The sequence below is a fragment of the Amycolatopsis cynarae genome (genome assembly GCF_026802195.1).
GTDB classification, from domain to species: domain Bacteria; phylum Actinomycetota; class Actinomycetes; order Mycobacteriales; family Pseudonocardiaceae; genus Amycolatopsis_E; species Amycolatopsis_E rhizosphaerae.
In genome coordinates, this window is record NZ_CP113836.1 from 5,554,159 (window position 1) to 5,579,589 (window position 25,431).

A 25,431-nucleotide genomic window follows, 5' to 3' on the forward strand; every position below is an offset into this window, starting at 1 on the left:
TGGTGAAGTGGAGCAGCGAACGTACAACCAGTACTGCGCGACCGCCCGCACTCTCGACCTGGTCGGCGAGCGCTGGACGCTGCTGCTGATCCGCGAACTGCTGACCGGGCCCAAGCGGTTCGGCGATCTGCAGGCCGCCCTGCGCGGTCTCGGCACCGGACTGCTGGCCGCCCGGCTGAAGCATCTGGAACGCGAGGGACTGGCGCGCAAGATCATCCTCCCGCCGCCCGCCCGAACCCCCGCGTACGCCCTCACCGAGGCCGGTGAGGAGCTCGGGCCCGCGGTACTGGCGCTGGCCCGATGGGGCCTGAAATGGGCAATGGGTGAGCGGCGCGCGGACGAGACGTTCCATCCGGGCTGGGCCGTGCTCGGCCTGCGCGCCTACTTCGACGCCGAGGCCGCCGCCGGGCTGCGCGCGGTGTACGAGTTCCGCGTCGACGACGAGGTGTTCCACGCCCGGATCGACGACGGAACGATCGAGACGCTGCACGGACCGGCCCAGCACCCGGACGCGGCCATCACGATCGGCGAAGCGGCATTCCTCCGCCTGACCAGCCAGGACCTCACGTTGGCCGAAGCGATCGACACCGGGGCCGCGTCGGTGTCCGGCGACGGCGAAGCCCTGCGCAGGCTGCCGGACCTCTTCCGCCTGCCGCCCTCGCGGTCCCGCACGGCCTGATCGCGCCCGCACCGCAACACCGGCCGCCCCGCAGGATTACCTCACCGCTTTCCCCGCGGTTGCTGCACCTCGTGGGCCCACGCGGCCAGCCCGGCCACGAATCCGGCGCGGTCGGAGGCTGAGAGCCGATCGAGCACCCGCAGCAGCGGCGCCGACCTGATCGCCACGTAGTTCTCCACCGCCTGACGGCGGGTGGAGGCCAGCGAGACGAGGGTGCGGCGGCGGTTGTCCGGGTCCTCGCGCCGTTCGACGAGCCCGGCCCGGCTCAGTTCTCCGACCAGTTCGCTGGTGGTGGACAGCGACAGGCCCATCCGCGCGGCCAGTTCGCTGACGCTGACCGCCGGCGCGACCACCAGTTGCGGCAGCACCGCACCGTGGCGCGCGGTCAGCCCGTGTTCCTGGAAGACGCGGTTCAGTTCGGCGGGCATCTCGCCCCGTGCCCGGCGGAAGTAGGCCTCCACCAAGGGGACGAAACCGATCGCCTCGATCACGTCGTCGGCCCTGGGCAGCCTGGGGCTGGGTTCGGTGGAGCTGTCGGTCACCGCCCCAGTGTATAGTTTCGGATACCCGAACGGTTCGGGTAAACGAAGCGTCACTGATGTATCCGCTGAGTACGGGAAACGGAGTAGGCATGATCCTCGTCACCGGGGCCACCGGGAACGTCGGCCGTGTGGTGCTCGACAAGCTGAGCGCGGCGGGCCAAGACGTCCGCGCGCTGATCAGGAACCCCGCCCGCGCATCGATGCCACCCGGCGTGGAGGCGGTGCCCGGCGACCTCGCCGACCCCGCATCCCTTTCGGCCGCACTGTCCGGCGTCGACAGGATGTTCCTGCTGCTGCCGCCGGGAACCCACCCCGCGCCGGTCGTCGAAACCGCCCTCCGCAGCGGGGTCGCCCACATCACGATGCTCGGATCGCTGACCGCGCAAACCCATCCGGACTCGCCCGTCGGCCGCGGCACCCTGCACGCCGAACAGGCACTCCGCGACAGCGGTCTGGGCTGGACGGCCCTTCGCGCCTGGGAGTTCGCGTCCAACACCCTCGCCTGGGCACCGTCCATCCGGGACACCGGAGTGGTCGAGGTTCCGCACGGCGGCCTGCCTTCACCGGTCATCGACCCGGCCGACATCGCTTCCGTCGCCGCCACCGTCCTCGCCCAGGCGGACCGCGGCGGGCACGACGGGAAGATCTACCCGCTCACCGGGCCCGAGGACCTCACGGTCGCGGACAAGGTGGGGATGATCGCCGCCGCCCTCGGACGCGAACTGAAACTCGAGGACCACAACGACGCACAGGCCGCCGCCGAGGCCATGTGGCTCCCCGGCGTCTGTACCATCGAAGGCCCCGGCGTCTTGCCGACGGTGGAGGACATCACCGGCACTCCGGCCCGGTCGTTCCGGCAGTGGGCCAACGACCACGTGCACGCCTTCCGCTGATCCCTTCCCGGCGGAAATCGCTGTCCTACAACGGGAAACGCACCGTGGCCCCCGGTTCGAGCAGGCACTCCTGGCCACGGCAGGTCACCCTGATCGGACGGTGCATACCGGCCCCGGCGGCCACGTCCACCCGGTGCCCGCTGATCCGCAGTTTCAGCGGGTGTTCCCGGTAGCGCAGGGAAATCTCCAGCATCCCCAGCGGTTCGGGCCAGTACGGGTTGAGTACCAGTTGGTCGCCGCGGGTCTCCAGCCCGGAGAAGCACCGTTGCAGCAGATCGACGGTTCCGGCCATCGCGGCCAGGTGGATGCCCTCGCGGGTGGTGCCGCCCTGGATGTCGGCCACGTCGGCTTCCAGTGCCTGCACGAAGAACTCCAGCGCACGCTGCCGGTGGGCCCTGGCCAGCACCCAGGCGTGGACCACCGCGCTGAGGGTGGACCCGTGCGAGGTCCTGGCCAGGTAGTAGTCGATGGTGCGGGGGATCGCGCCGGGATCCAGTTCGTAGCCGAGACGTCCGAACAGTTCCCGGAGTTCGTCGGCCGAGAGCAGGTAGAACAGCATCAGCACATCGGCCTGTTTGGACGCCTTGTAGCGGTTCACGCTGTCGCCCTCGGCTTCCAGGATGCGGTCGAGGCGCTGGATGTTGCCGTAGCGCTCGCCATAGGCGTCCCAGTCCAGTTCCTCGAGTTTTTCGTACCCCTCGAACTGGCTGATCACGCCGTCGTGGAAGGGCACGAACATCCTGGCGCTGATCTCTTCCCAGCGCCGCACCTCATCGGGACGCACCCGCAGGGTGTCGGTGAGTTCGCGGCGGGCCTGCCGCGGCAGGGATTCCAGCGCCTCGGCCGTGCGCAGCAGTACCCACACGGCCATCACGTTGGTGTAGGCGTTGTTGTCGATTCCGCCGCTCTCCGCGCCCGGATAGCCGGAATGGAACTCGTCGGGGCCCATCACGCCGCGGATGACATACCGGTCCCGGACGGCATCGTAGGTGGCGAGGCTGGCCCAGAACCGGCTCAGCTCCACCAGCATTTCGGTGCCGTAGTGCGTGAGGAACTGCCGGTCGCCCGTGGCCTGGTAGTACTGCCAGGTGTTGTAGGCGACGGCGATGCCGATATGGCGCTCGCGCCAGGTGGGATCGGGGAGCCAGTGGCCGGAGCGGGGATTGAGGTGCACCCGCTGGCTTTCCTCCCGGCCGTCACTGCCCGACTGCCACGGGTACATCGCCCCGTCGTAACCGGCTTCGCGTGCGGCCTGCCGCGCCTCGGGCAGGCGGCGGTACCGGTAGCGCAGCAGCGAACGCGTCACGCCCGGGATCCGGAGGTTCAGCACCGGGAAGACGAACAACTCGTCCCACAGGACGTGTCCCCGGTAGGCCTCGCCGTGCAACCCCCGCGAGGGCACCCCGACGTCGAGGTCCACCGTGTTGGACGAGACGGTCTGCACCAGGTGCAGGATGTGCAGCCGCACGACCCGCTGCGCCTCCTCCTGGTCTTCCATGGCCACGTGGAACCGCCGCCACAACCCGGCCCACGCCAGGACGTGCTCGTCGAGAAGGGCTTCGAAACAGCCCATCCTGGGCAGCCAGCGCGCCGCTTCGACGGCGGGTTCGGAGATCGCCCGGTCGCGGCCGGTGAACACGGTGACGACCTTCTCCACCGTCACCGCCCGGCCGGGGACGAGTTCGGCGGTGATGTCCTGGCCGATCCACGCGTCGCGTTCGACGAGGCGCCGCTCGCGGCCCGCGGGCGTGTCACCGCACCACACCCGGGTGCGGGCGGCCATCGCGACCTCGATCCCCGACTGGTTCGTGCGGACCTCCAGCAGCACCGAATCCTCGCCCAGTGCCGCGGTGCGCACGAGGTCCAGATGCTGCCCGCCCAGTTCCCGGTACCGTTCGACGAGGCTGTTGCTCACCGCACCGTCGATGCCCGATCGGATCTCCAGCGATCCCGAATAGTCCTCGGCCGTGATCGTGGTCTCCAGCGCGCAGGCGTGTTCGAACCGCATGTCCACGAAGCGCCGCTGGCTCACGGCCGTGGTGCGGCCCCGTTCGTCGCGGAAGCGGAACCGGCGCGTGAGCACGGCGCGGCGCAGATCGAGGCACTGCTCGTAGTCCACCAGATCGGCGGCATCCACGTCGAACCACGCGCCGCCGTCGATCCGGAAGGTCAGCACGAGCCAGTTCGGCAGGTTGACCAGGCTTTCGTTCTCCACGACCGCCCCGGCGATCGCGCGGCTGAGCCGGTTGTAGATCCCGGCGGCATAGGTGCCCGGGTAGTGCACCGCACCGGCGGGACATTCCGGCGCCGCGCCGCGGGTGGCCAGGTAGCCGTTGCCGACCGTGCACAGCGCCTCACGACGGCCTTCCTCGTCCGGGTCGTAGCCCTGGTACCGGACCGTCCAGGCGTCGTCCGGTTCGACGGTCACGCCGGCCGCCGCGCGTCCGAATCGACGGTGAGGTCGAGGAAGTGGGCCCCGCAGGAAATGCAGGGGTCGTGGTTGCGGATCGCGCGTTCGCACAGCGCGGTCAGTTCCGCGTCGGTGGGCTCGCCCGCGCGCAGCCGTTCCCCGGCCAGGCGGCGGAGGTCCTCCTGGATGGCGCCCTGGTTCTGCGCGGTCGGCGGCACCAGCCGGGCGTCGGTCACCGTTCCGCCGGGATCGAGGCGGTAGCGGTGGTACAGCAGGCCGCGCGGCGCTTCGGTCGCGCCGTAACCGGTCGCGGCCCGGGGAGCGGCGTCGACGAAGGGGCGTGGCGGGACCCGGTAGTCCTCGATGAGCCGCAGGGCCTCGTCGACGGCGTAGAGCACCTCGACCGCCCGGACCACGATGCTGCGGAAGGGATTGCGGCAGACCACGCCGTCCGCCGGATCGCCGAGCCCGGCCTCCCGCGCCGCCTGCCGGGCGACGGGCGAAAGGTGGCGGCCGCTGATCGCGTAGCGGGCCAGCGAACCCGTCAGATGCCTGCGACCGTCCAAAACGGAGTACAGGGCGGTCGAATGGGGCAACTGGGTCTCGGTCACGTGGTCGTCGAACTCGGCTACGGGGAAGGTACGGGTGGGCAGGGCGCGATCGGAGTCCGCGGCGAGGCCCGCACTGCCTGGCGCCGGCATCGCGGTGGGGGTCCCGGAGTCGATGGCGTAGGTGCCGGGTTCGGCCAGCGCGAGCAGGTCGTGGTCGGCTCCGGCGTCGGGGAAGTCGAAACCGGCGACCCAGCGCACGGTGTCCCAGGCGTCGTCCCGCGCACGGCGCAGCCGTTCGGCCAGCGGGCGCAGATCCGCGCGGGACGGGACGCTGTAGAAGCCGCCGATCCGCACGTTGACCGGATGGATGGCACGGCCGCCGAGCAGTTCCATCACGGCGTTCCCGGTCTGCTTCAACCGCAGGCCCCGCTCGACGTCGGCACGGTGGGTGCCCGCGAGCTCGGTGACGCTGTCGTACCCCAGGAAATCGGGGGCGTGCAGCAGGTAGATGTGCAGCGTCTGGCTCTGGATCCACTCCCCGCAGTACAGCAGCCTGCGCAACGCGGCCAGCTCGCCGTCCACGGTCACGCCACAGGCGTCTTCGACCGCGCGGCAGGCGCTCATCTGGTAGGCGACCGGGCAGATCCCGCAGATCCGGGAGGAGATGTCGGGCGGCTCGGTGTAGCCGCGCCCCCGCAGGAACGCCTCGAAGAAGCGCGGCGGTTCGTAGATCGTCAGCCGGGCCTCGGCCACGTCCCCGCCGCGCACGACCAGGTGCAGGGCGCCCTGCCCTTCGACGCGGGCGAGCGAACCGATGCGCAGCACGCGGGATTCCCCGTCGCCGGTCACTGGGGCAGCTCCTTCCGTACTGCCGCGTCGAACTCCGGCGCGGCGGCGTTGAACGTGCGCAGCACGCGCGTGATACCGAGGGTGTCCCTGCCGTCGCGGCGCTGCAGGGGGATGAACGCGGGGAAGTTCGTCGAATCGGACGGGCCGAAGCAGCCGTAGCAGCCGCGCCCGTAGGCCGGGCACAGCGCGCCGCATCCGGCGTGGGTGACCGGGCCGAGGCACGGCGTGCCGTGCGCCACCGTCACGCACACCGTGCCGCGGCGCTTGCATTCGAAGCAGACGCTGTGCGCGGGCACGTCCGGCCGTCGCCCGGACAGGTAGGCGCTGATCACCTCGACCAGCTGGCCGCGGTCGATGGGGCAGCCGCGCAGTTCGAAATCCACCGGCACGTGCGCGCTGATCGGGGTGGAGGTCGCGAGGGTGGCGATGTAGTCGGGACGCGCGTAGACCACGGCGAGGTACTCGGCCACGTCGGCGTAGTTGCGCAACGCCTGGATGCCCCCGGCGGTCGCGCAGGCCCCGATGGTGACCAGGCGGCGGGAAACCGCCCGGACGTGCCGGATCCGTTCGGCGTCGGCGGGGGTGGTGACCGAGCCTTCGACCAGTGACAGGTCGTAGGGGCCCGGTCCGGGGGCGCTGGAGGCCTCCAGGAAGTGGGCGATCTCGTACTCCTCGGCGATGCCGAGCAACTCGTCCTCGCAGTCGAGGAGGGTGAGCTGGCAGCCGTCGCAGGAGGCGAACTTCCAGACCGCGAGCTTCGGCCGGGTGCGCGGGCTCATCACAGCTCCCGCACCGCGAGCAGGGGCCCGGCTTCGCTCCACGGGACCACCGGACCGTCCCGGCACAGCAGCAGCGGCCCGAGCTGGCAGTGTCCACAGTGGCCGGTTCCGCAGTGCATGGTGCGTTCGAGGGAGACCTGGATCCGCTCCGGCCCGAGACCGCGGGCGAGCAGTTCCCGCGCGATGGCGCGGATCATCACCTCGGGACCGCAGACGAACGCCGCCGCCTGACGGGGCTCGAACGCGACCCGGTCCAGCAGGCCGGTGACGACGCCGACCTCACCCGTCCACCGCGGCTCCGGGCGGTCCACCGTGACCAGCACCCGGGCACCGCCCGCCCGCCACTCCCCCGACTCCTCGGCGTAGAGCAGGTCGCGGGGCGAACGGGAGCCGATGAGCACGTTCAACCGCCGGTGGCGCCCGGGCACGGCGAGCGCGGCGCGGACGACGGGCCGCAGCGGGGCGAGCCCGAGGCCGCCCGCGACCACCAGCACGTCGCCCCCGGCGGGCAGCCGCCAGCCGGTGCCGAACGGGCCGCGGACGCCGACCCCGTCGCCGGGCCGCAGCGCGTGCACGGCGCGGGAAATCGCCCCGACCGCCCGGACCGTGTGCGTGAGCCGGGGCCCGTCGATCGCGGACACCGACACCGGGATGTCGCCGACGCCGAACGCGTACACCATCGCGAACTGGCCCGGCTCGAACGGTGGCAGCGCCTCCCCCTCCGGCTCCAGCACGAGCGTCGCGGTGTCGGCCGTGTCGGCGGCGCGGCCGATCACGCGGTACGGCAGGGGAACCAGGGCACTGCTCATTCCGGCCACCCGGCGGCCGGGTCGCTCTCCGCGCCGTACGGTGCGTAGAGGTCGAGCAGGCGGGTGCGGCAGGCACGCAACCGGCGTCCGATCGCGACGGCGGCCACGCACCGGGTCAGCGGCAGGCCGAAGGCGGGATCTCCGTCGATCTCGGCCCGCACCCGGCCCGCGTCGAACTCGTAGGCCCGCACGGCTTCCAGCGTCCGCGCACCCAGATGCCATTGGTACGGCTCGAACAGCCAGGACCAGCCGAGCAGTTCCCCCGGGCCGACGGTTTCCAGCACCACCGAGCCCCGGCCGGGGACGTGCACGTCCAGCGCGACCAGACCGGAACGCAGGATCCAGAACACCTCGGCCGCCTCGCCCTCGTCGAAGAGGCGGACCCCCGCCGGAAAGGAGACCTCGCGGGCGAGACCCAGCAGCCGGTCCCGCGACGCGGGAGGCAGGGCGGTGAGCAGGGCGGCCTCGTTCACGTCCCCGTCTCCGGTGTCTCGGCGCGCTCCCGGTACAGCGCGTGCGCTTCCTCCGTGATGTCGATCCCGACCGGGCACCACACGATGCACCGCCCGCAGCCGACACAGCCGGAACTGCCGAACTGGTCGTGCCAGGTGCCCAGCTTGTGGGTGGCCCACTGGCGGTAGCGGCTGCGGCCGCTGGTGCGCACCGAGCCGCCGGGCAGGTGCGTGAAGTCCAGATCGAAACAGGATTCCCAGCGCCGCCACCGCTCGGCGTGGTTCCCGGTGAGATCGGTGACGTCCTCGGCGTTGGTGCAGAAGCAGGTCGGGCAGACCATCGTGCAGTTACCGCAGGTCAGGCACCGTGAGGCGACGTCGTCCCAGCGCCGTGCCTCCAGCGTCTCGCGCATCAGGTCCCGCAGGTCGGCCGGGGGCATCGTCCGCCCCATCCGGTCCGCGGCCCCGGCCACCCCGTCCCGGGCGGCGGCGCGGGTTTGCGGGCTCGCGGGACGGCAAGGCAGCCCGGCCAGCACCGCCCGTCCCTCGTCGCTCCCCGCCCGCACCAGGAAACGGTGGCCCCGCTCGTCCACGATCTCGGTGAGCGCGAGGTCGTACCCCTCCCCGGCGGCGGGCCCGGTGCCCATGGACGCGCAGAAGCAGGTGGCCCCCGGCTCGGTGCACTCCACGACCACGAGGAAGGCCCGGCGGCGCCGTCCGCGATAGGCGGCATCGGCATGGGGTCCGCCGGTCAGCACCCGGTCCTGCACGGCGATGGCGCGCAGATCGCACGGACGCACCCCGAGGAAGGCGTACGAGGGGGGCTCGGGCTTCTCCGCGCTGATCGTCCACCGGCCGTCGGCTCCGCGATCGGCGCTCCACTGCCGTTCCCGCGGCGGGTGCAGGAAGTTCTTCCACGACTGGGGACCGGCGCTGTGGGCGAACGCGGCCCCGTCGCCGCGGGGTCGGAGCCGGTAGTGGCCTGCTTCCAGTTCCACCCCCCAGCCGTAGGGGAGTTCGTCACCGCCGGTGATCTCGGCGAGCACGATCGCCCCGTTTCGCACGGTCGGGCCGATCACTACGCGGCCGGCCTCGCGCAGGGCGGTGACCAGCGCTTCGAGGCCGTCCGTACCCATCTGCAGGGCCGCGTCGCGGTCGGTCATCGCACCCTCCGGCCGGGATACCGATGACCTCAGCGTAGGTCTCCCGCGGCCCTCCGGCCGCGGTTCGCCTACCCCGTTCGGGTAGCACCGGAGTGTTCGAGCGGGGGCTGTCTGCTCCGAATCATTCGGAGCAAACAGCCCCCGCTGCACACCCGGAGGGAGCCCGGGCTCAGGACGGGGGGTCGAAGGAGACGGTCCGGGTCCGGTAGCGGCCCGGCTCGCCCTGTTCCGGGTTGATCAGGGCGACGAAGTCGGGCAGGGCGTGGGAAGCGGGGCGCCCGTTGCGGTCGCGGCTCCCCGGCTCGGCCTCCCAGTCGATGAGGTGCAGCGTCACCGCGTACCGGCCGGGCGGCACCAGGAGTTCGATCTCCTCCCCCGCCCCGGCCGCGTCGATGTGCTCCAGACCGCTGAGTGCCACCCGGCCGGTGGTCGCCAGCAGGTACGGCTCCGAGGTGGCGAGCACGAAGGAGGCCTCTCGTTCGGTGAGCCGCACCCGCTCCCCGGGCCGCCCGGCCCGCACCAGCACCTGCCAGGCGCCGTCGGCGCCGATGTTGATCGGGACCAGGCCCCCGGCCCGGATGTGCCGGTGCAACTCCCGTTCGCCGGAAAGTTCCAGCTCCCAGCTGTCGTAGTCGACGATGCTCCGAAAGCGGGCCACGTCCCAGAGCGCGAGCATCCCCGCGCCCGTGACGACCCTTGCCGAGGTCTCCATCACGAACAGTGCCCTGCTCACCGCCGCCGCCCCGCCCCGGATTCGCCCGCGGCCACTGCTGGCATGATCATCGCCGCCCCTCCCACAATCGGAGGAAAGTAAAGGGCGGCACCGCGCGTTCCGCATCCCGAAAGCACGCCACCGGCGCAACAACCACCTGACCGGGTGTTTCAAAACGGAGAAACCGCTCTCCAGGAAGCACTCCTTCCGCGCGGCGGCGGCGAAGACGCCCCGCACCGAACGATGCCGCCGGGTTCTAGGATCAGGTGTGCCCTATGCGCGAACGGCCGATGGTGTTTCCCTGTACTACGAAGTGCACGGCGAGGGCGAGGACACGCTCCTGCTGCTGGCCGGGCAGGCGAACACCCACCACTGGTGGGAGTCGGTGCGGGCGGACTTCGACGCGCACTTCCGCACCGTCACCTTCGACTACCGGGGCACCGGCCTCAGCGGCAAACCGGACACCGATTCCTACAGCACCAGGGGTTTCGCCGAGGACGTGCGCGTGATCCTGGACGAAATCGGCTGTGCCCGCACGCACGTGTACGGCACGTCCATGGGCGGGCGGGTGGCGCAGTGGCTCGCCGCCGCGCATCCGGACCGGGTGGGCAGGCTCGTCCTGGGCTGCACGTCACCCGGTGCCCCGCACGGCGTCGAGCGCAGCGCCGAAGTGCGCCGGTCGCTGGCGCAGCGGGACGTCGCGGCCGCGCGACGGGCGTTACTGGAGCTGATGTACTCGCCTGCCTGGCTCGAAACCCATCCCGGCCCCTATCGGACGCTGGGCGATCCGGAAATGCCGCCGTACGCGCGGCGGCGGCATCTGGCGGCCAGCGCCGGGCACGACGGCTGGGACGTGCTGCCGGAGATCACTGCGCCCACCCTCGTCGTGCACGGCACGGACGACGTCTTCAACCCCGCGGCGAACGCGCCGCTGCTCGCCGGGCGCATCCCGGGCGCCCGGCTCGAACTCATCCCCGGCGCCCGGCACGCCTACTTCGAGGAGTACCGCGAGGTGGCCGGGCCGCTGGTGCTCGATTTCCTCACCGCGAACTGAAATCGGCGCGGTGCTCCCGGGCCCACTCCCGGAAGGTGCGGGCCGGGTGCCCGGTGACGCGCTCGACCCCGTTGGTCACGGTCGCGGGCGGCCCGACCGCCGCCTCGGTCGCGTCGAGCAGCGCGTCGAGGGTCGCCGCCGGCATCCAGGGTTCACGCTGTTCGTGCGCCTGTTCCCGCGTCAGTTCGTCGACGGGTAACGAACGCCCGAGGACCTCGCCGAGGACCGCGACGATGTCGCGCAGGCGCAGCGATTCCGGTCCGGTGATCACCTGCATTCTCGCCCGGTGGGTCTCGCGGGTGAGCAGGTCGGCGGCGACGGCGGCGACGTCCGCCGGGTGGATCGGCGCGAACCGCGCGTCCGGGAAGGCGATCCGCACGCGGCCCTCGGCACGGATCCCGGCCGCCCAGTCCCGTTTCGCGTTGGTGGCGAGCCAGCTCGGATACAGGACGGTGTGGGGCAGGCCGGAGGCTTCCAGCGTCCGCTCCGCCTCGCGGTGCAACAGGCCGATCCGGCCCCGGTACTCGCTCGCCTCGTACGAAGCCGGTGACGAGAGCAGCACGACGTAGCGCACCCCCGCGGCCACCGCGGCATCGACGAACGGCTTGATGCCTTCCCTTGTCGGGTAAAGGAAAACGCGATCCACCCCGCGCAGGGCGTCCTCCGCGCCGAGCCCGCTGGCGAGGTCGAGCCCGGCGGGCTCGGCACCTTCCGGCAGCGCGAGCGCCTCCGGGTTCCGCGCCGAACCTCGGACGCGGTGCCCGGCCTCGGCGAGTTTCGCCACGACCAGGCTGCCGATGCCGCCACGGGCCCCGGTGACCAGAATCGTCATCCCCCAAGCTCCTTTGCTTTGCAAGCAAACAGTATTTGCGAGCAAAGCTACCCCCGGGCGGGAGGGACGGCAAGGATCAGCCCAGCAGCGACGAGGTCACGGTGTAGCCCAGCAGGGCGGCACCGAGCCCGGCGACCACGCTGACCAGGACGTTCATCACCGCGTAGAAGTACGCCTTCTGCTCGGCCAGCCGGAGGGTTTCGTAGCTGAACGTGCTGTACGTGGTCAGCGCCCCGCAGAAGCCCGTGCCCAGCAGGGCCGCGAGGGACGGCGGGAGCGCCGACCCGGCCCCGGCGAGCCCGCCGAGGATCAGGCTGCCCGCCAGGTTGACGCTGAACGTGCCCCACGGGAAGAGGCTGTCGTGGCGCGCCTGCACCGCGCGGTCGGTGAGGTACCGCAGCGGGGCGCCGACCACCGCCCCCAGGAACACCAGTGCCGGTATCACGCCCCGGTCCTCCCCGCGTGGCGCACGACCTCGACCTCCTCGAGGATCATCAGCCCCTCGATCGCCAGTTCGTCCAGCCGCGGCAGGAACTCGCGGATGCGCTCCTCCGCGTCCACGATGATCACCACGAGCGGGAGGTCTTCGCTGAGGCTGAGCAGCCGGGTGGTGTGGATCATCGAGGAGGCTCCGTAGCCCTCACAGCCGCGCAGCACCGTCGCACCGGCGAGACCCGCCTCGTGGGCGCGCCGGACGATCTCGTGGTAGAGCGGCTTGTGGTGCCACAGGTCGTCCTCGCCGAGGAACACCGTCAAGCGCAGGGCACGTCCGGAAAGAGCCATCTCAGACCGCCTTCTCACGTCGATGACCGGTACGGCGCACGGCCGCCCGGGTCACCCAGACCCCGGCGACGACGGCGCACAGCGCGGCAAGGAGGGTCCCGGCCCAATAGGCGAAGGCGAGCGGCACCGTTCCCGGCCGCAGCAACCCCCTGGTCTCCACCGCGTAGGTGGAGAACGTGGTGAACCCGCCGAGGATTCCGACCCCGAGGAACGGCCGCACGAGCCGGTGCGCGGTCCACACCTCGGTGATGAGCACCATCAGCACGCCGATGAGCAGGCAGCCGAGCACGTTGGTGACGAAGGTGGCCCAGGGGAACTGGCCGGGCAGGGCAGGCAGCGCCTGGGCGAGCCCGTAGCGCGCGAGCGCGCCGAAGCCGCCGCCGAGCGCGATCACGCCGAGGACGGGGCCGTGCTGCCCGATCAGCTCACGGCGCTGCGACGGGGCCCGGAGACCGACGTCCGGGTCGAGCGAATCGTCCAGTTCCACCTCGCCACGCACCTCTCCAGTGTCCGTGACCGGCCCCGGGGGACGTCAACGAGGGCTCAGGAGGCGACGGGGAGTTCGGCGAGCCGCCACTCCAGCATGCCGTCGGCGAGACGGCGGGCGGTGCGGCCCCGGCCGGTGAGCAGCCGGACCGCGTCGTGCGCGAGCACGCAGTACGCGCCACGGCAGTAGGCCACGATCTCCTGGTCCGGCGGCAGTTCCTCCAGCCGTGCGGCCAGTTCCTCCAGGGGGATCGACACCGCGGAGGGGATGTGTCCAGCCTCGTACTCCTCGCGGGGCCGGACGTCGATCACGACGGTCGCGCCGGCCTCGATCCGGTGCAGCAGTTCCTCGCGGGTGACCTCCTCCCCCGCGGCCGGGCCGAGGTAGCCGTCGCGGGCCGCGGCCACGTCGGGAAGGCGGCGCCCGGCGACCGTGCGGGCCAGCGCGTACAGCGCCGCGACGTCGGGACCGGCGAGCCGGTAGTGGATCTTCGTGCCCTCGCGCCGGGTGGTCACCAGTCCGGCCTGCTTGAGCGACTGCAGGTGCGCCGACGCGGTGCTCAGCCCCAGGTCCGCGGCACTGGCCAGCGCCTCCACCGTGCGCTCGCCCTGGGCCAGCAGGTCCAGCAGTTCGAGCCGCTTGCCACTGCCCAGCGCCTTGCCCACCCGGGCCAGCTGGTCGAACAACGCGGTCTTCGCGGCACGGTCACCCATCGTTCTCCAATCTTCCTTGGAATAGTATAGAAGCCATGCCCCGGGACACCACCGCCACGATCGGGCTCGGCATCCGCGCCAACCTGGCCCAGTTCAGCCTGCTCGTCGCGGTCAACGCGCTGGTCGGCGGCATGCTCGGCCAGGAGCGCACCGTCCTGCCCCTGCTCGCCGGACAGGTCTTCCACCTGACCGGGTACACCTTCCTGCTGACCTACGTGCTCGCCTTCGGCCTCACCAAGGCGGCCACCAACTACTTCGCGGGCACCCTCTCCGACCGCTTCGGCCGCCGACCGGTGCTGCTCGCGGGCTGGCTGATCGCGGTACCGGTGCCGCTGCTGCTGATCTGGGCACCGTCCTGGGGCTGGATCGTGGCGGCCAACGTGCTGCTGGGCGTCAACCAGGGCCTGACCTGGTCCACCACGGTCATCATGAAGATCGATCTGGCGGGCCCGGCCCGGCGCGGGCTGGCGATGGGCCTCAACGAGGCCGCCGGATACCTCGCCGTCGCGGTCACCGCGCTGGTCACCGGCTACCTCGCGGCCTACTACGGCCTGCGTCCCGCCCCGTTCCTGCTCGGCCTGTCCTATGCCGCGCTCGGCCTCGGCCTGACCACCTTCGCGGTGCGGGAGACCCACGCGCACGCACGGCTGGAGGCCAAGGACCACACCGGCCCCGCGGACAGCGGGCTGACCACCAGGCAGGTTCTGGGCTACACGAGCCTGCGCGAGCCGAGCCTGTCCGCGGCCAGCCAGGCCGGACTGGTCAACAACCTCAACGACGGCCTCGCCTGGGGCCTGTTCCCCCTCCTGTTCGCCACGGCCGGGCTTTCGGTGTCCCGCATCGGCGTCCTCGCCGCGGTCTACCCGGCCGTCTGGGGGATGGGGCAGCTGATCACCGGCCCGCTGTCGGACCACTGGGGCCGCAAGCGCCTGATCACCGGCGGAATGCTGACGCAGGCGGTGGCACTGGCCCTCGTCGCGGTGTCGCACTCCTACTCCGGATGGCTCGTGGCCGCGGTGCTGCTCGGCGCGGGGACCGCCATGGTCTACCCCACCCTGCTCGCCGTGATCGGCGACGTGGCGCACCCGGCATGGCGGGCCCGCGCCGTCGGCGTCTACCGGCTGTGGCGGGACGGCGGATTCGCCGTCGGAGCCGTCCTTTCCGGGGTGGCGGCCGACCTGTGGGGGCTGCGCGCCGCGGTCTGGGTGGTGGCCGCGCTCACCGCGGCCTCCGGCGTCGTGGTGGCCGTCCGGATGGCGGAAACCCATGTCCCGGTCGGGAAGCGGACCGCGGCCCGGACGCACTGATCTTCCTCGTCCTGGGTAGCGCCGCCCGCCGGGGGCGGCGATGCTGAACAGGTGACCCCGGACCCCGCCCCAGTCACCGCCCCCGCCGAACCCGACCTCGCCGCCCTCGCCGACGCCTACGGAGTGGCCACCCGGTACGAAAACGCCGAGCGGCGTGAGGTCGTGGTCGACCGCGGCGTCGTGATCGCGATCCTCGCCCAGTTCGGGGTCGACGCCACCACCCCCGAGTCCCTGCAGCGCGAGCTGGAAGCGGTGCGGAAGCGCCGGGCGGAAACGGCCCTGCCGCCCACCCTGGTGCTGCGGGAGGGCACCGGAGGAGACGCGGGCGGGCCCGCGGTGATCCACCTGGAGAACGGCACCCGGCGGGAAACCGACCGGCTCATCCCCGCCGACCTGCCGCTGGGCTGGCACCGCGTGGTCACCGAACGGCAGGCGGTGACCCTCGCCGTCGTCCCCCCTCGCCTGCCCGAGGTGCCGCCGGCCTGGGGCTGGATGCTCCAGCTGTACTCGCTGCGTTCCGAGGGGTCGTGGGGTGCGGGCGACTACGGCGATCTGGCCGTGCTGGCCCGCCGGTCGGCCACCGAACTGGGCGCGGGAGTGGTCCTGGTCAACCCGGTGCAGGCGATCAGCCCGACCCATCCCCTGGAACGTTCGCCGTACTCGCCGTCGAGCCGCCGTTTCGCCAACCCGTTCTACCTGCGCGTGACGGAGACCGGGGCGTTCGAACGCGCGGACGAGCAGACGCGGCGGAAGGTGCTGGACCTGCGGCCCGAGCCCACCGAGCCCACCGAGGAGATCGACTACGACGCGGTGTGGTCGGCGAAGCTCGCCGCGCTCGAACTGCTGTGGCAGGCCGAGGCCGCGCACCAACCGGCGCTGGAACCGGATCTGGCCGACTTCGCGGCCTTCTGCGCCCTGGCGGAACGGCACGGACCGGACTGGCGGGACTGGCCGGAAGGACTGCGTGACCCGCACGGCCCGGAAGTGGCCGGGGCGCGGGAAGAACTGGCCGGCCGCATCGCTTTCCACGGCTGGCTGCAGCGGCTGTGCCGCGAGCAGCTCGACAAGGCCCGCGCGGCCGCCCGCGACGCGGGCATGCCCGTGGGCATCGTGCACGACCTGCCGGTCGGGGTGCACCCGGGCGGGGCCGACACCTGGGCGCTCGGCGACCTGTTCGCCTCGCGGGTCACCGTGGGCGCCCCGCCCGACGCGTTCAGCCAGCAGGGCCAGGACTGGAACCTGCCGCCGTGGCGCCCGGACCGGCTGGCCGAGCTGGGCTACGAGCCGTTCCGCGACGTGCTGCGCGGCGTGCTGCTGCACGCCGACGGGATCCGGATCGACCACGTCGCCGGGCTGTGGCGGCTGTGGTGGATCCCGCCGGGTGAACCGCCCTGGCGCGGAACCTACGTCCGCTACGACGCCGACGCCATGCTCGGCGTGCTCCTGCTGGAGGCGCACCGCGCCGGGGCGGTGGTGGTCGGCGAGGACCTCGGCACGGTGGAGCCGGAGGTCACCGACACCCTGCACGAACGCGGGATCCTCAGCTCCGCGGTGCTGTGGTTCCAGCGCGACTACGACCGCGACGGGCACCCGTTCCTGCGGCCCGGCGAGTGGGACACCGAGGCCATGGCGAGCATCACCACCCACGACCTGCCCACCGTGGCGGGCTGGCTCGCGGCCGAACACGTGCGGGTGCGCGCCGAACTGGGCCTGCTCGACGGCCCGCCGGAGAAGGAGTACGCCGCGGCGGCCAGGGAGCGGGACGAGCTGCTCGATTTTCTGGCACAGCAGGGAATTTCCGGCGAGGATGTCGGCGAGGGACTGCACCGGCTGCTCGCGTCGGCCGCCTCGCGCCTGCTGCTGACCACCCCCGCGGACATCCTCGGCGAACGGAGGCAACCGAACCTGCCCGGCACCATCGACGAATACCCCAACTGGCGGATCCCGCTGCCGGTGCCCCTCGAAGAGTTCTTCGCGGACCCCCGGATCGCCCGCGTGATCCCTACACTGCGGGCGGCACGCCCGCTGCCCGACCGGTGAGGAGATCGAGTTGCCGCCCTGGCCAGGAACCCCCTACCCGCTGGGTGCCACCTACGACGGCGTCGGCACCAACTTCGCCCTGTTCTCCGAGGTCGCCGAGTACGTCGAACTGTGCCTGATCGACGAGCACGGCGAGGAGGAACGCGTCCGCCTGCCCGAGGTGGACGGCTTCGTGCACCACGGCTACCTGCTCGGAGTGGGCCCCGGCCAGCGCTACGGCTACCGCGTGCACGGACCCTACGATCCCGCCCGCGGCCTGCGCTGCAATCCGAACAAGCTGCTGATCGATCCCTACGCCAAGGCGATCACCGGTGACATCGACTGGGACGAGTCGTTGTTCGGCTACCCGTTCGGCTCCCCGGACGAGCGCAACGACGCCGACTCCGCGGCGCACGTGCCGCGCTCGCTGGTGGTCAGCCCGTTCTTCGACTGGGCCGACGACCGGCCGCCGCGCACGCCCTACCACGAGACGGTGATCTACGAGGCGCACCTGCGCGGCCTGACCATGCGCCATCCCGCGGTGCCGCCCCGGCTGCGCGGCACCTACGCGGGCCTGGCCCACCCGGCGGTGGTCGAGCACCTGAAACAGCTCGGGGTGACCGCGATCGAGCTGATGCCGGTGCACCAGTTCATCACCGACCACGGCCTCGCCCAGAAAGGCCTGCGCAACTACTGGGGCTACAACACCATCGGCTTCTTCGCCCCGCACGAGGCCTACGCCGCGTTTCCCGAGGCGGCGGGCCAGGTGCAGGAGTTCAAGGGCATGGTCCGCTCCCTGCACGAGGCCGACATCGAGGTGATCCTCGACGTGGTCTACAACCACACGGCGGAGGGCAACCACCTCGGCCCGACGCTGTCCCTGCGCGGGATCGACAACCAGGCCTACTACCGGCTGGCGGACGACGAACCGAAGTACTACCTGGACTACACCGGCACCGGGAACTCGCTGAACGTGCGCAACCCGCACACCCTGCAGCTGATCATGGACTCGCTGCGGTACTGGGTGACCGAGATGCACGTCGACGGGTTCCGGTTCGACCTCGCCGCCACCCTGGCGCGCGAGTTCTACGACGTGGACCGGCTGTCCACCTTCTTCGACCTGGTGCAGCAGGACCCGACGGTGAGCCGCGTCAAGCTGATCGCCGAGCCGTGGGACGTCGGGCCCGGCGGCTACCAGGTCGGCAACTTCCCTCCTCTGTGGACGGAGTGGAACGGGAAGTTCCGTGACACCGCCCGAGATTTCTGGCGCGGCGAGTCGGCCACGCTGGGCGAGTTCGCCTCGCGGATCACCGGATCCTCCGATCTCTACCAGGACGACGGCCGCCGCCCGTTCGCCTCGATCAACTTCGTCACCGCCCACGACGGGTTCACCCTCACCGACCTGGTGTCCTACAACGAAAAGCACAACGAGGCCAACGGGGAGGGCGGCCGGGACGGCGCGGACGACAACCGGTCGTGGAACTGCGGGGCCGAGGGGCCGACCGAAGACCCGGAGATCCTGGCGCTGCGGGAACGGCAGCGGCGCAACCTGATCGGCACGCTGCTGCTGTCGCAGGGCGTGCCGATGCTCCTGCACGGCGACGAAATGGGCCGCACCCAGCTGGGCAACAACAACGCCTACTGCCAGGACAACGAACTGTCCTGGGTGGACTGGTCGATGGTGGACGGCAACGCGGAGCTGGTGGACTTCGTCGGCCGGGTCGCCGACTTCCGCCGCAGGCACCCGGTGTTCCGGCGGCGCCGGTTCTTCGCCGGGAAGCCGATCAGGAAGAGCGACGAGTTGCGCGACATCGCCTGGCTGACCCCGTCCGGCGAGGAGATGAAGGAACAGAACTGGGACGACGGTTTCGGCAAGTCGATCGTGGTGTTCCTCAACGGCGAGGGCATCCCGGACCTCGACCAGCGGGGCATGCGGGTGGTCGACGACTCGTTCCTGATGGCGTTCAACGCGCACTACGAGGACATCGAGCTGATCCTGCCCTCCGCCGACTACGGTCCACGGTGGACGGTGATGATCGACACCGCGACCGGTGAGGTCGCCGACGAGCCGGACGGCCCGGGCCTTCACGCGGGGGACAGCATGAATTTGCCCGCGAGGTCCCTGGTCGTGCTGCAGAGGACACGGGAGACTGCCGCATGAGCGACACTGGCGAAGCCCCCGCTCAGGCGAGCCGACCGGGCGCGGGTGTCCCGCGGGACACCCGCGTAACGCCGCCGGGCTCGACCTACCGGGTCCAGCTGCGCCCGGGTTTCACCTTCGCCGACGCCGCCCAGCAGGCCGGTTACCTGCGCGCGCTGGGGATCGGGGCGCTCTACGCCTCTCCGGTGCTGGACGCGGTGCCCGGTTCCACGCACGGCTACGACGTGGTCGATCCGACGCGGGCCCGGCCCGAGCTGGGCGGGGAGGAGGGCCGTCGCGCGCTGGCGCGGCGGCTGCGCGGGTCGGGGCTCGGCCTGGTGGTGGACATCGTGCCCAACCACATGGCGGTCGGGGCGGCCCACGCCAACCCCTGGTGGTGGGACGTGCTGCGGCGGGGCCGGGATTCCCCGTACGCCGGGTACTTCGACATCGACTGGAGCCGGGGGCGGCTGCTGCTGCCCGTGCTCCCCGAGGACAGCGCCGAGTCCGAACTGCGCCTCGAGGACGGAGAACTCCGTTACTACGAGCACCGCTTCCCGATCGCCCCGGGCACGAACGGCGGCAGCCCGCAGGAGGTGCACGCCCGCCAGCACTACGAGCTGGTGGGCTGGCGGCGCGGGAACACGGAACTGAACTACCGCCGGTTCTTCGACATCACGGGACTGGCCGCGGTCCGGGTCGAGCGGCCCGGGGTCTTCGAGGCCACCCACCGCGAGGTGCTGCGCTGGGTCGCCGAAGGCGAGGTCACCGGCCTGCGCGTGGACCATCCCGACGGACTCGCCGATCCCGGTGGTTATCTGCGGTCGGTGCGGGAGGCGGCCCCCGGGGCGTGGCTGGTGGCGGAGAAGATCCTGCATCCCGGCGAAGACCTGCCGCAGAGCTGGCCGGTGGACGGCACCACCGGCTACGACGCGCTGCGGGAGATCGGCGGCCTGTTCGTCGATCCCGCGGCCGAGCAGTTCTTCACCGATCTGGCGGGCTCCCCCGACTACCCCGAAATCGAGTTGGCGGCCCGGCGCCTGGTCACCGACGGCATCCTGGCCGCCGAGGTGCGGCGGATCGCCGCACTGGTCACCGGCACCGATCCCGGGGCGGCCCGCGCCGCCATCGCCGAGGTGATGATCGCCTTCCCGGTCTACCGCTCGTACCTGCCCGAAGGCGCGGCGCACTGGGCCGCCGCGGTGGAGCTGGCACGGGACCGGCGGGGGGATCTCGCCGACGCGCTGGACGCGCTGGACCGGCAGGTCCGCGCGGACCCGCACGGCGAGCTCGCCACGCGCCTGCAGCAGACCTCGGGCATGGTGGTCGCGAAGGGCACCGAGGACACCACGTTCTACCGCTACACCCGGTTCGTCGCGCTCAACGAGGTCGGCGGCACCCCCACCGAGTTCGGCACCACGGTCGAGGAGTTCCACGACGCGGCGGCACGGCGCGAGGCCGCGTATCCGGCCGCGATGACCACGCTCACCACGCACGACACCAAGCGTTCCGAGGACGTCCGGGCCCGGCTGGCCGTGCTGTCGGAACTGCCGGAGGAGTTCGCCGAGGCGGTGCACGCCTGGACCGCGCGGTATCCGATCGACGAGCCCTCGCTGAACCTCCTCGCCTGGCAGACCCTGGTCGGCGCCTGGCCCATCGAGCCCGGCCGCCTGCGCCGATACCTGGTGAAGGCGGCCAGGGAGGCCAAGATCCGCACCACCTGGACCGAACAGAACGAAGAGTTCGAACATGCCATCGCGACCTGGGCGGAGCGGGTGGTGCTCGACGGCGAACTCGGGGTCGCGGAGTTCGTGGACCGGATCAAGGGCCCCGGCTGGTCCAACGCGCTGGGCCAGAAGCTGATCCAGCTCACCGCCCCCGGGGTTCCCGACGTCTACCAGGGCACCGAACTGTGGGACCTGTCGCTGGTGGACCCGGACAACCGGCGCCCGGTGGACTTCGCGCTGCGGCGCGACATTCTCGACCGCCTCGTCGCGGGCGAGCGGCCGGCGATCGACGACAGCGGCGCGGCGAAGCTGCACGTGGTGCGGGGCGCGCTGACCCTGCGGCGGGACCGGCCGGAACTGTTCCGCGGGTACCGGCGCCTGCTGGCGGAAGGACCCGCCGCCCACCACCTGGTCGCCTTCGCCCGGAACGGCCTGGTCACGGTGGCGACCCGGCTCCCGGTCGGCCTGGCGGCCGCGGGCGGGTGGCACGAGACCGCGCTGCCCCTGCCCCCGGGCACCTGGACCGACGTGCTCACCGGCGAGCCCGCCCACGGCAACATCGCCGCGATGCTCGGCCGGTACCCGGTGGCCCTGCTGCTCCGGGGAGGTGCCCGGTGACCTTCCGTGTGTGGGCACCGGTTCCCGGCCGGGTCCGCGTCCGGATCGACGGCACCGACCACGAGATGACGCGCGACGGGGACTGGTGGTCCTGCGAGACCGAAACCGGCCACGGCACCGACTACGCCTTCCTCCTGGACGACGACGAAACCCCCCTGCCCGACCCGCGTTCGCGGTGGCAGCCCCACGGGGTGCACGGCTCGTCGCGGGTCTACGACCACGACGCCTTCGCCTGGACGGACCGGTCGTGGACGGGCCGCAGGCTTGCCGGGGGCGTGGTCTACGAACTGCACATCGGCACCTTCACGCCGGGCGGCACCTTCGACGCGGCCCTCGAGCGGCTCGACCACCTCGTCGATCTGGGCGTGACGTTCGTCGAGGTGATGCCGGTCAACTCCTTCGACGGCACCACCGGGTGGGGCTACGACGGCGTGCTGTGGGGTGCGGTGCACGAGCCCTACGGCGGGCCCGACGCCTTCAAGCGGTTCGTCGACGCGTGCCACCGCCGGGGCCTGGCCGTGCTGCTCGACGTCGTCTACAACCACCTCGGCCCCTCGGGGGCCTCTCTCGACCGGTTCGGCCCGTATTTCGCCGGGGAAAGCGACTGGGGCCCGGGGCTCAACCTCGACGGCGAGGGCTCCGACGAGGTCCGCCGCTACGTCATCGACAACGCGCTCGGCTGGCTCCGGGACTTCCACCTGGACGGTCTGCGGCTGGACGCGGTGCACGCCCTCAACGACCGCCGAGCCACCCACCTGCTGGAGGAGCTGGCCGTGGCCGTGGACGCGCTGTCCGCGTCGGTGCGGCGCCCGCTGACGCTGATCGCCGAATCCGACCTCAACGATCCGAAGCTCGTCACCGCCCGGGAGGCCGGCGGCTACGGCCTGCACGCGCAGTGGTGCGACGACCTGCACCACGCGTTGCACGTCGCCCTGACGGGCGAGACGCGCGGCTACTACGCGGACTTCGCCGCGCCTTCCGCACTGGTCCGCACGCTGCGGCAGGCCTACTTCCACGCGGGGACCTGGTCGTCGTTCCGGGAGCGGACGCACGGCAGGCCGGTGGACACCGCGACCCTGCCCGGCTACCGGTTCCTCGCCTACCTGCAGAACCACGACCAGATCGGCAACCGCGCGGCCGGGGACCGGCTGTCCGCGTACGTCCCGCCCGGGCGGCTGGCCTGCGGCGCGGCCATCCTGTTCTGCTCGCCCTACACCCCGATGATCTTCATGGGCGAGGAGTGGGGCGCGCACACCCCGTGGCAGTTCTTCGCCTCCTTCCCCGATCCGATGCTCGCCGAGGCGGTGCGGACCGGCCGCCGCCGCGAGTTCGCGCGGCACGGCTGGGACGAGGAGGAGGTGCCGGACCCGCTCGACCCCGCTACCGTCGCCCGCTCGCGGCTGGACTGGGCGGAACCGGGCGAACCGGGGCACCGGGAGCTGCTCGCGCTGTACCGGTCGCTGATCGACCTTCGCCGGAGCAGGGCGGAGCTGACAGACCCGGCGCTGGACACCTTCGACGTGCGCGGCGCGCCGGACGGCTCGTGGCTCGTGCTGCACCGCGGTGCCCTGCGGCTGGCCTGCCGTCTCGGCGGGCAGGCGGGCGAACTGCCCGTCGGCGGCGAGGTGCGGCGGGTGCTGCTGAGCTGGGGCGAGGCCGCCGCCAGCGGCTCCTCGGTGCGGCTCGGCCCGGACTCGTTCGCCCTGGTCGAGGCGTCCTGACCAGGACTTTTACCCAAACGTGGCGGATGGCTGAGAGTATCGACGGGTGGCCACGCGATCCGCAGCCGATGCCACCGGCGAGACCGTCACCCCGGTCCTCGCCGGCAGGCCGTTCCCCCTGGGCGCTCACCCCGAGGGCGGAGGCGTCCGGTTCGCCGTCACGTCGGCGATCGCCGAAGCGGTCGAGGTGTGCCTGATCGGTGAGGACGGTTCGCAGCGCTGCGTCGAGCTGACCGAGCGGACCTTCGGGGTCTGGCACGGGCTGGTGCCGGGGGTGACCTCGGGGCAGCGCTACGGCTACCGCGTGCACGGGCCGTACCACCCGTCCCGGGGCCAGCGGTGCAACCCGTCGAAACTGCTCGTGGATCCCTACGCCCGGCGGATCACCGGCGCGCTCACCGACCTCGAGGCCGCGCTCGGCTACGAGGGCGACCCGATGCACGGACCGAGGTCCACAGTGGACTCGCTGGGCAGCGTGCCGCTGTCGGTGGTCGGTTCGCACGGCGGTCCCGACACCGGCGCCAAACCGGAGGTGCCCTTCGAGGAGTCGGTGCTCTACGAGCTGCACGTGAAGGGCTTCACGCAGCGGCACCCGTTCGTCCCCGAGCACCTCCGCGGTACCTACCTCGGCTTGGCCCACCCCGTGGTCATCGAGCACCTGGTGCGGCTCGGGATCACCGCGGTCGAACTGCTGCCGGTGCACTGGTTCACCGAAGAACCCCATCTTCTCCAGGCGGGACGGCGCAACTACTGGGGCTATTCGCCGCTGGGCTACTTCGCCCCGCACGCGGCCTACGCCAGCGAGCCGGGGCGCGAGGTCGAGGAGTTCCGGACCATGGTGGCCGCGCTGCACGCGGTCGGGATCGAGGTGATCCTCGACGTGGTCTTCAACCACACCTGCGAGGGCGGTTTCGAGGGCCCGACACTGAGCTTCCGGGGCCTGGACGCGCCCGCCTACTACCTGCACGGATCACGCGGCCGCGGCCTGGACCTCACCGGCTGCGGCAACACGCTCGACGCCGGCTCCCCCACCGTCATCCGGCTGGTGACCGATTCGCTGCGGTACTGGGCCACCGAGATGGGCGTGGACGGTTTCCGCTTCGACCTGGCGAGCACGCTCGGCCGCCCGGGCGGGGGTGCGTTCGACCGCAACTCCGCCATGCTCACCGCGATCACCACCGACCCGGAACTGTCGCGCTGCAAGCTGATCGCCGAACCGTGGGACGTGACCGGCCACGGCTACCGCGTCGGGGATTTCGGCGCGCAGTGGGCCGAGTGGAACGGCCGCTACCGCGACACCGTGCGCGACTTCTGGCGGGGCGTGACCGGCGTGGACGACCTCGCCTACCGGCTGTCCGGCTCGTCCGATCTCTACGACCACAACCTGCGCCGCCCCTGGCAGTCGATCAACTTCGTCACCGCGCACGACGGGTTCACGCTGCGGGATCTGGTGTCCTACAACCACAAGCACAACGAGGCCAACGGCGAGCACAACCGCGACGGCACCGACGACAACCGCTCGTGGAACCACGGCGCGGAGGGCCCCACCGACGACGAGGCGATCCTCGCCCTGCGCGCCCGCCAGGCCCGCAACCTGCTCGCCACCCTGCTGCTGTCCACCGGCACCCCGATGATGGTCGCGGGCGACGAGCTGTGGCGCACCCAGCACGGCAACAACAACGCCTACTGCCTCGACGACGAGACCTCCTGGGTGGACTGGGTCCTCGGGCCGGAATCGGAGCCGATGCTCGCGTTCACCCGGCGGCTGATCCACCTGCGCGCGGCGAGTCCCGCGCTGCGCCAGCCCGAGTTCTTCGAGGGCCGCACCACGCCCACCGGCAAACCCGACCTGGTGTGGTTCCGGCCCGACGCCCGCGAGATGACCGAGCAGGACTGGTTCGACACCGGCCGCCGCACGCTGGGCATGTGGATCGACGGTTCGAACAGCCAGTCCCGCAACCGGGAGGGTGTCCTGGTCCACGACCACTCGTGGCTGCTGGTGGTGCACTCCGGCGCCGAACCGGTCCGGATCACCCTGCCCGGCCCGGAATACGGCGCCACCTTCAAACCGGTGCTGGACACCAGCACGGGCGACGGCGCCCCGGTCAAGGCGCGCCACCTCAAGGCGGGCAGCCACCTGGAACTGCCCGCGCGCTCGCTGGTTCTCCTGCGCGCACCCCGGTAGGGGCCG

At 71.9% G+C, this 25,431-nt stretch carries 22 protein-coding genes; 9 read left to right on the plus strand and 13 right to left on the minus strand.

Features of this window, described 5'->3' with window-relative positions:
• Positions 1-7 precede the first annotated feature (7 nt).
• A complete protein-coding gene (locus ORV05_RS26645; RefSeq protein WP_268754739.1) occupies positions 8-679 on the plus strand; it encodes a winged helix-turn-helix transcriptional regulator in 672 nt (223 codons plus the stop codon).
• A gap of 41 nt (positions 680-720) precedes the next feature.
• Here the strand turns inward: ORV05_RS26645 and ORV05_RS26650 are convergent, their stop codons facing one another.
• Positions 721-1,221, minus strand: coding sequence for a MarR family winged helix-turn-helix transcriptional regulator (locus ORV05_RS26650; protein ID WP_268754740.1), 501 nt, complete (start codon positions 1,219-1,221; stop codon positions 721-723).
• 89 nt (positions 1,222-1,310) lie between these two features.
• Between ORV05_RS26650 and ORV05_RS26655 the strand changes: the two genes are divergently transcribed.
• Complete coding sequence (locus tag ORV05_RS26655) at positions 1,311-2,114, plus strand: SDR family oxidoreductase (RefSeq protein WP_268754741.1); 804 nt, start codon at positions 1,311-1,313, stop codon at positions 2,112-2,114.
• Between the two features lie 25 nt (positions 2,115-2,139).
• On the opposite strand, the gene ORV05_RS26660 is transcribed toward ORV05_RS26655, so the two are convergent.
• The 7 genes from ORV05_RS26660 to ORV05_RS26690 all read right to left on the minus strand — a co-directional run bounded on the left by ORV05_RS26660 (position 2,140) and on the right by ORV05_RS26690 (position 9,860).
• Complete coding sequence (locus ORV05_RS26660; RefSeq protein WP_268754742.1) at positions 2,140-4,542, minus strand: glycoside hydrolase family 65 protein; 2,403 nt, start codon at positions 4,540-4,542, stop codon at positions 2,140-2,142.
• Complete coding sequence (locus ORV05_RS26665; RefSeq protein ID WP_268754743.1) at positions 4,539-5,924, minus strand: Ni/Fe hydrogenase subunit alpha; 1,386 nt, start codon at positions 5,922-5,924, stop codon at positions 4,539-4,541. Before ORV05_RS26665 ends, ORV05_RS26660 begins: the two co-directional genes overlap by 4 nt.
• A complete protein-coding gene (locus ORV05_RS26670; protein ID WP_268754744.1) occupies positions 5,921-6,703 on the minus strand; it encodes an NADH-quinone oxidoreductase subunit B family protein in 783 nt (260 codons plus the stop codon). Before ORV05_RS26670 ends, ORV05_RS26665 begins: the two co-directional genes overlap by 4 nt.
• Positions 6,703-7,512 (minus strand): FAD/NAD(P)-binding protein, encoded by an 810-nt coding sequence (locus ORV05_RS26675; protein ID WP_268754745.1) that lies wholly within the window; start codon positions 7,510-7,512, stop codon positions 6,703-6,705. The genes ORV05_RS26670 and ORV05_RS26675 overlap by 1 nt, the downstream gene beginning before the upstream one ends.
• On the minus strand, positions 7,509-7,985 hold the full coding sequence (locus ORV05_RS26680; RefSeq protein ID WP_268754746.1) for a Crp/Fnr family transcriptional regulator: 477 nt from the start codon (positions 7,983-7,985) through the stop codon (positions 7,509-7,511). The genes ORV05_RS26675 and ORV05_RS26680 overlap by 4 nt, the downstream gene beginning before the upstream one ends.
• Positions 7,982-9,127: a 4Fe-4S dicluster domain-containing protein gene (locus ORV05_RS26685; RefSeq protein ID WP_268754747.1), complete on the minus strand. Its 1,146-nt coding sequence runs from the start codon at positions 9,125-9,127 to the stop codon at positions 7,982-7,984. The genes ORV05_RS26680 and ORV05_RS26685 overlap by 4 nt, the downstream gene beginning before the upstream one ends.
• Positions 9,128-9,296: 169 nt before the next feature.
• Positions 9,297-9,860 carry a hypothetical protein gene (locus ORV05_RS26690; RefSeq protein WP_268754748.1) on the minus strand — a complete coding sequence of 188 codons (564 nt, stop codon included), beginning with the start codon at positions 9,858-9,860 and terminating at the stop codon, positions 9,297-9,299.
• 247 nt (positions 9,861-10,107) lie between these two features.
• On the opposite strand from ORV05_RS26690, the gene ORV05_RS26695 reads away from it, so the two are divergent.
• Positions 10,108-10,893, plus strand: a complete 786-nt coding sequence (locus tag ORV05_RS26695; protein WP_268754749.1) for an alpha/beta fold hydrolase — start codon at positions 10,108-10,110, stop codon at positions 10,891-10,893.
• Here ORV05_RS26695 and ORV05_RS26700 read toward each other — a convergent pair.
• The 5 genes from ORV05_RS26700 to ORV05_RS26720 form a co-directional block, all read right to left on the minus strand.
• A complete protein-coding gene (locus ORV05_RS26700) occupies positions 10,880-11,725 on the minus strand; it encodes an NAD(P)H-binding protein (RefSeq protein WP_268754750.1) in 846 nt (281 codons plus the stop codon). The two genes, ORV05_RS26695 and ORV05_RS26700, sit on opposite strands and share 14 nt — an antisense overlap.
• A 76-nt stretch (positions 11,726-11,801) precedes the next feature.
• The gene (gene crcB / locus ORV05_RS26705) at positions 11,802-12,170 is read right to left on the minus strand and encodes a fluoride efflux transporter CrcB (protein WP_268754751.1); all 369 of its coding nucleotides are present in this window, start codon (positions 12,168-12,170) and stop codon (positions 11,802-11,804) included.
• Complete coding sequence (locus tag ORV05_RS26710) at positions 12,167-12,508, minus strand: DUF190 domain-containing protein (protein WP_268754752.1); 342 nt, start codon at positions 12,506-12,508, stop codon at positions 12,167-12,169. The genes crcB (ORV05_RS26705) and ORV05_RS26710 overlap by 4 nt, the downstream gene beginning before the upstream one ends.
• 1 nt (position 12,509) lies before the next feature.
• Complete coding sequence (crcB, locus tag ORV05_RS26715; RefSeq protein WP_326938088.1) at positions 12,510-13,007, minus strand: fluoride efflux transporter CrcB; 498 nt, start codon at positions 13,005-13,007, stop codon at positions 12,510-12,512.
• A 44-nt stretch (positions 13,008-13,051) separates the two neighbouring features.
• The gene (locus ORV05_RS26720) at positions 13,052-13,708 is read right to left on the minus strand and encodes an ArsR/SmtB family transcription factor (protein ID WP_268754753.1); all 657 of its coding nucleotides are present in this window, start codon (positions 13,706-13,708) and stop codon (positions 13,052-13,054) included.
• A 35-nt stretch (positions 13,709-13,743) separates the two neighbouring features.
• Between ORV05_RS26720 and ORV05_RS26725 the strand changes: the two genes are divergently transcribed.
• From ORV05_RS26725 to glgX (ORV05_RS26750), 6 genes are read left to right on the plus strand one after another with little or no spacing between them, the layout of a single operon-like run.
• Positions 13,744-15,015, plus strand: coding sequence for an MFS transporter (locus ORV05_RS26725; RefSeq protein ID WP_268754754.1), 1,272 nt, complete (start codon positions 13,744-13,746; stop codon positions 15,013-15,015).
• Between the two features lie 51 nt (positions 15,016-15,066).
• Positions 15,067-17,055, plus strand: a complete 1,989-nt coding sequence (gene malQ, locus ORV05_RS26730) for a 4-alpha-glucanotransferase (RefSeq protein WP_268754755.1) — start codon at positions 15,067-15,069, stop codon at positions 17,053-17,055.
• A gap of 10 nt (positions 17,056-17,065) precedes the next feature.
• Positions 17,066-19,195 carry a glycogen debranching protein GlgX gene (gene glgX / locus ORV05_RS26735; protein WP_268754756.1) on the plus strand — a complete coding sequence of 710 codons (2,130 nt, stop codon included), beginning with the start codon at positions 17,066-17,068 and terminating at the stop codon, positions 19,193-19,195.
• A complete protein-coding gene (treY, locus tag ORV05_RS26740) occupies positions 19,192-21,519 on the plus strand; it encodes a malto-oligosyltrehalose synthase (RefSeq protein WP_268754757.1) in 2,328 nt (775 codons plus the stop codon). The genes glgX (ORV05_RS26735) and treY overlap by 4 nt, the downstream gene beginning before the upstream one ends.
• Entirely contained in the window at positions 21,516-23,240 is a 1,725-nt protein-coding gene (gene treZ / locus ORV05_RS26745; protein WP_268754758.1) for a malto-oligosyltrehalose trehalohydrolase, read from the plus strand. Before treY ends, treZ begins: the two co-directional genes overlap by 4 nt.
• Before the next feature lie 46 nt (positions 23,241-23,286).
• Entirely contained in the window at positions 23,287-25,425 is a 2,139-nt protein-coding gene (glgX, locus tag ORV05_RS26750) for a glycogen debranching protein GlgX (protein WP_268754759.1), read from the plus strand.
• Positions 25,426-25,431: the final 6 nt, after the last annotated feature.

Coding starts and splice junctions, on each gene's coding strand:
- ORV05_RS26655 (WP_268754741.1), top strand. CDS start 1,311: ATGATCCTCGTCACCGGGGCCACCGGGAACGTCGGCCGTGTGGTGCTC.
- ORV05_RS26670 (WP_268754744.1), bottom strand. CDS start 6,703: ATGAGCCCGCGCACCCGGCCGAAGCTCGCGGTCTGGAAGTTCGCCTCC.
- ORV05_RS26675 (WP_268754745.1), bottom strand. CDS start 7,512: ATGAGCAGTGCCCTGGTTCCCCTGCCGTACCGCGTGATCGGCCGCGCC.
- ORV05_RS26685 (WP_268754747.1), bottom strand. CDS start 9,127: ATGACCGACCGCGACGCGGCCCTGCAGATGGGTACGGACGGCCTCGAA.
- ORV05_RS26700 (WP_268754750.1), bottom strand. CDS start 11,725: ATGACGATTCTGGTCACCGGGGCCCGTGGCGGCATCGGCAGCCTGGTC.
- ORV05_RS26710 (WP_268754752.1), bottom strand. CDS start 12,508: ATGGCTCTTTCCGGACGTGCCCTGCGCTTGACGGTGTTCCTCGGCGAG.
- ORV05_RS26720 (WP_268754753.1), bottom strand. CDS start 13,708: ATGGGTGACCGTGCCGCGAAGACCGCGTTGTTCGACCAGCTGGCCCGG.
- ORV05_RS26725 (WP_268754754.1), top strand. CDS start 13,744: ATGCCCCGGGACACCACCGCCACGATCGGGCTCGGCATCCGCGCCAAC.
- treY (WP_268754757.1), top strand. CDS start 19,192: ATGAGCGACACTGGCGAAGCCCCCGCTCAGGCGAGCCGACCGGGCGCG.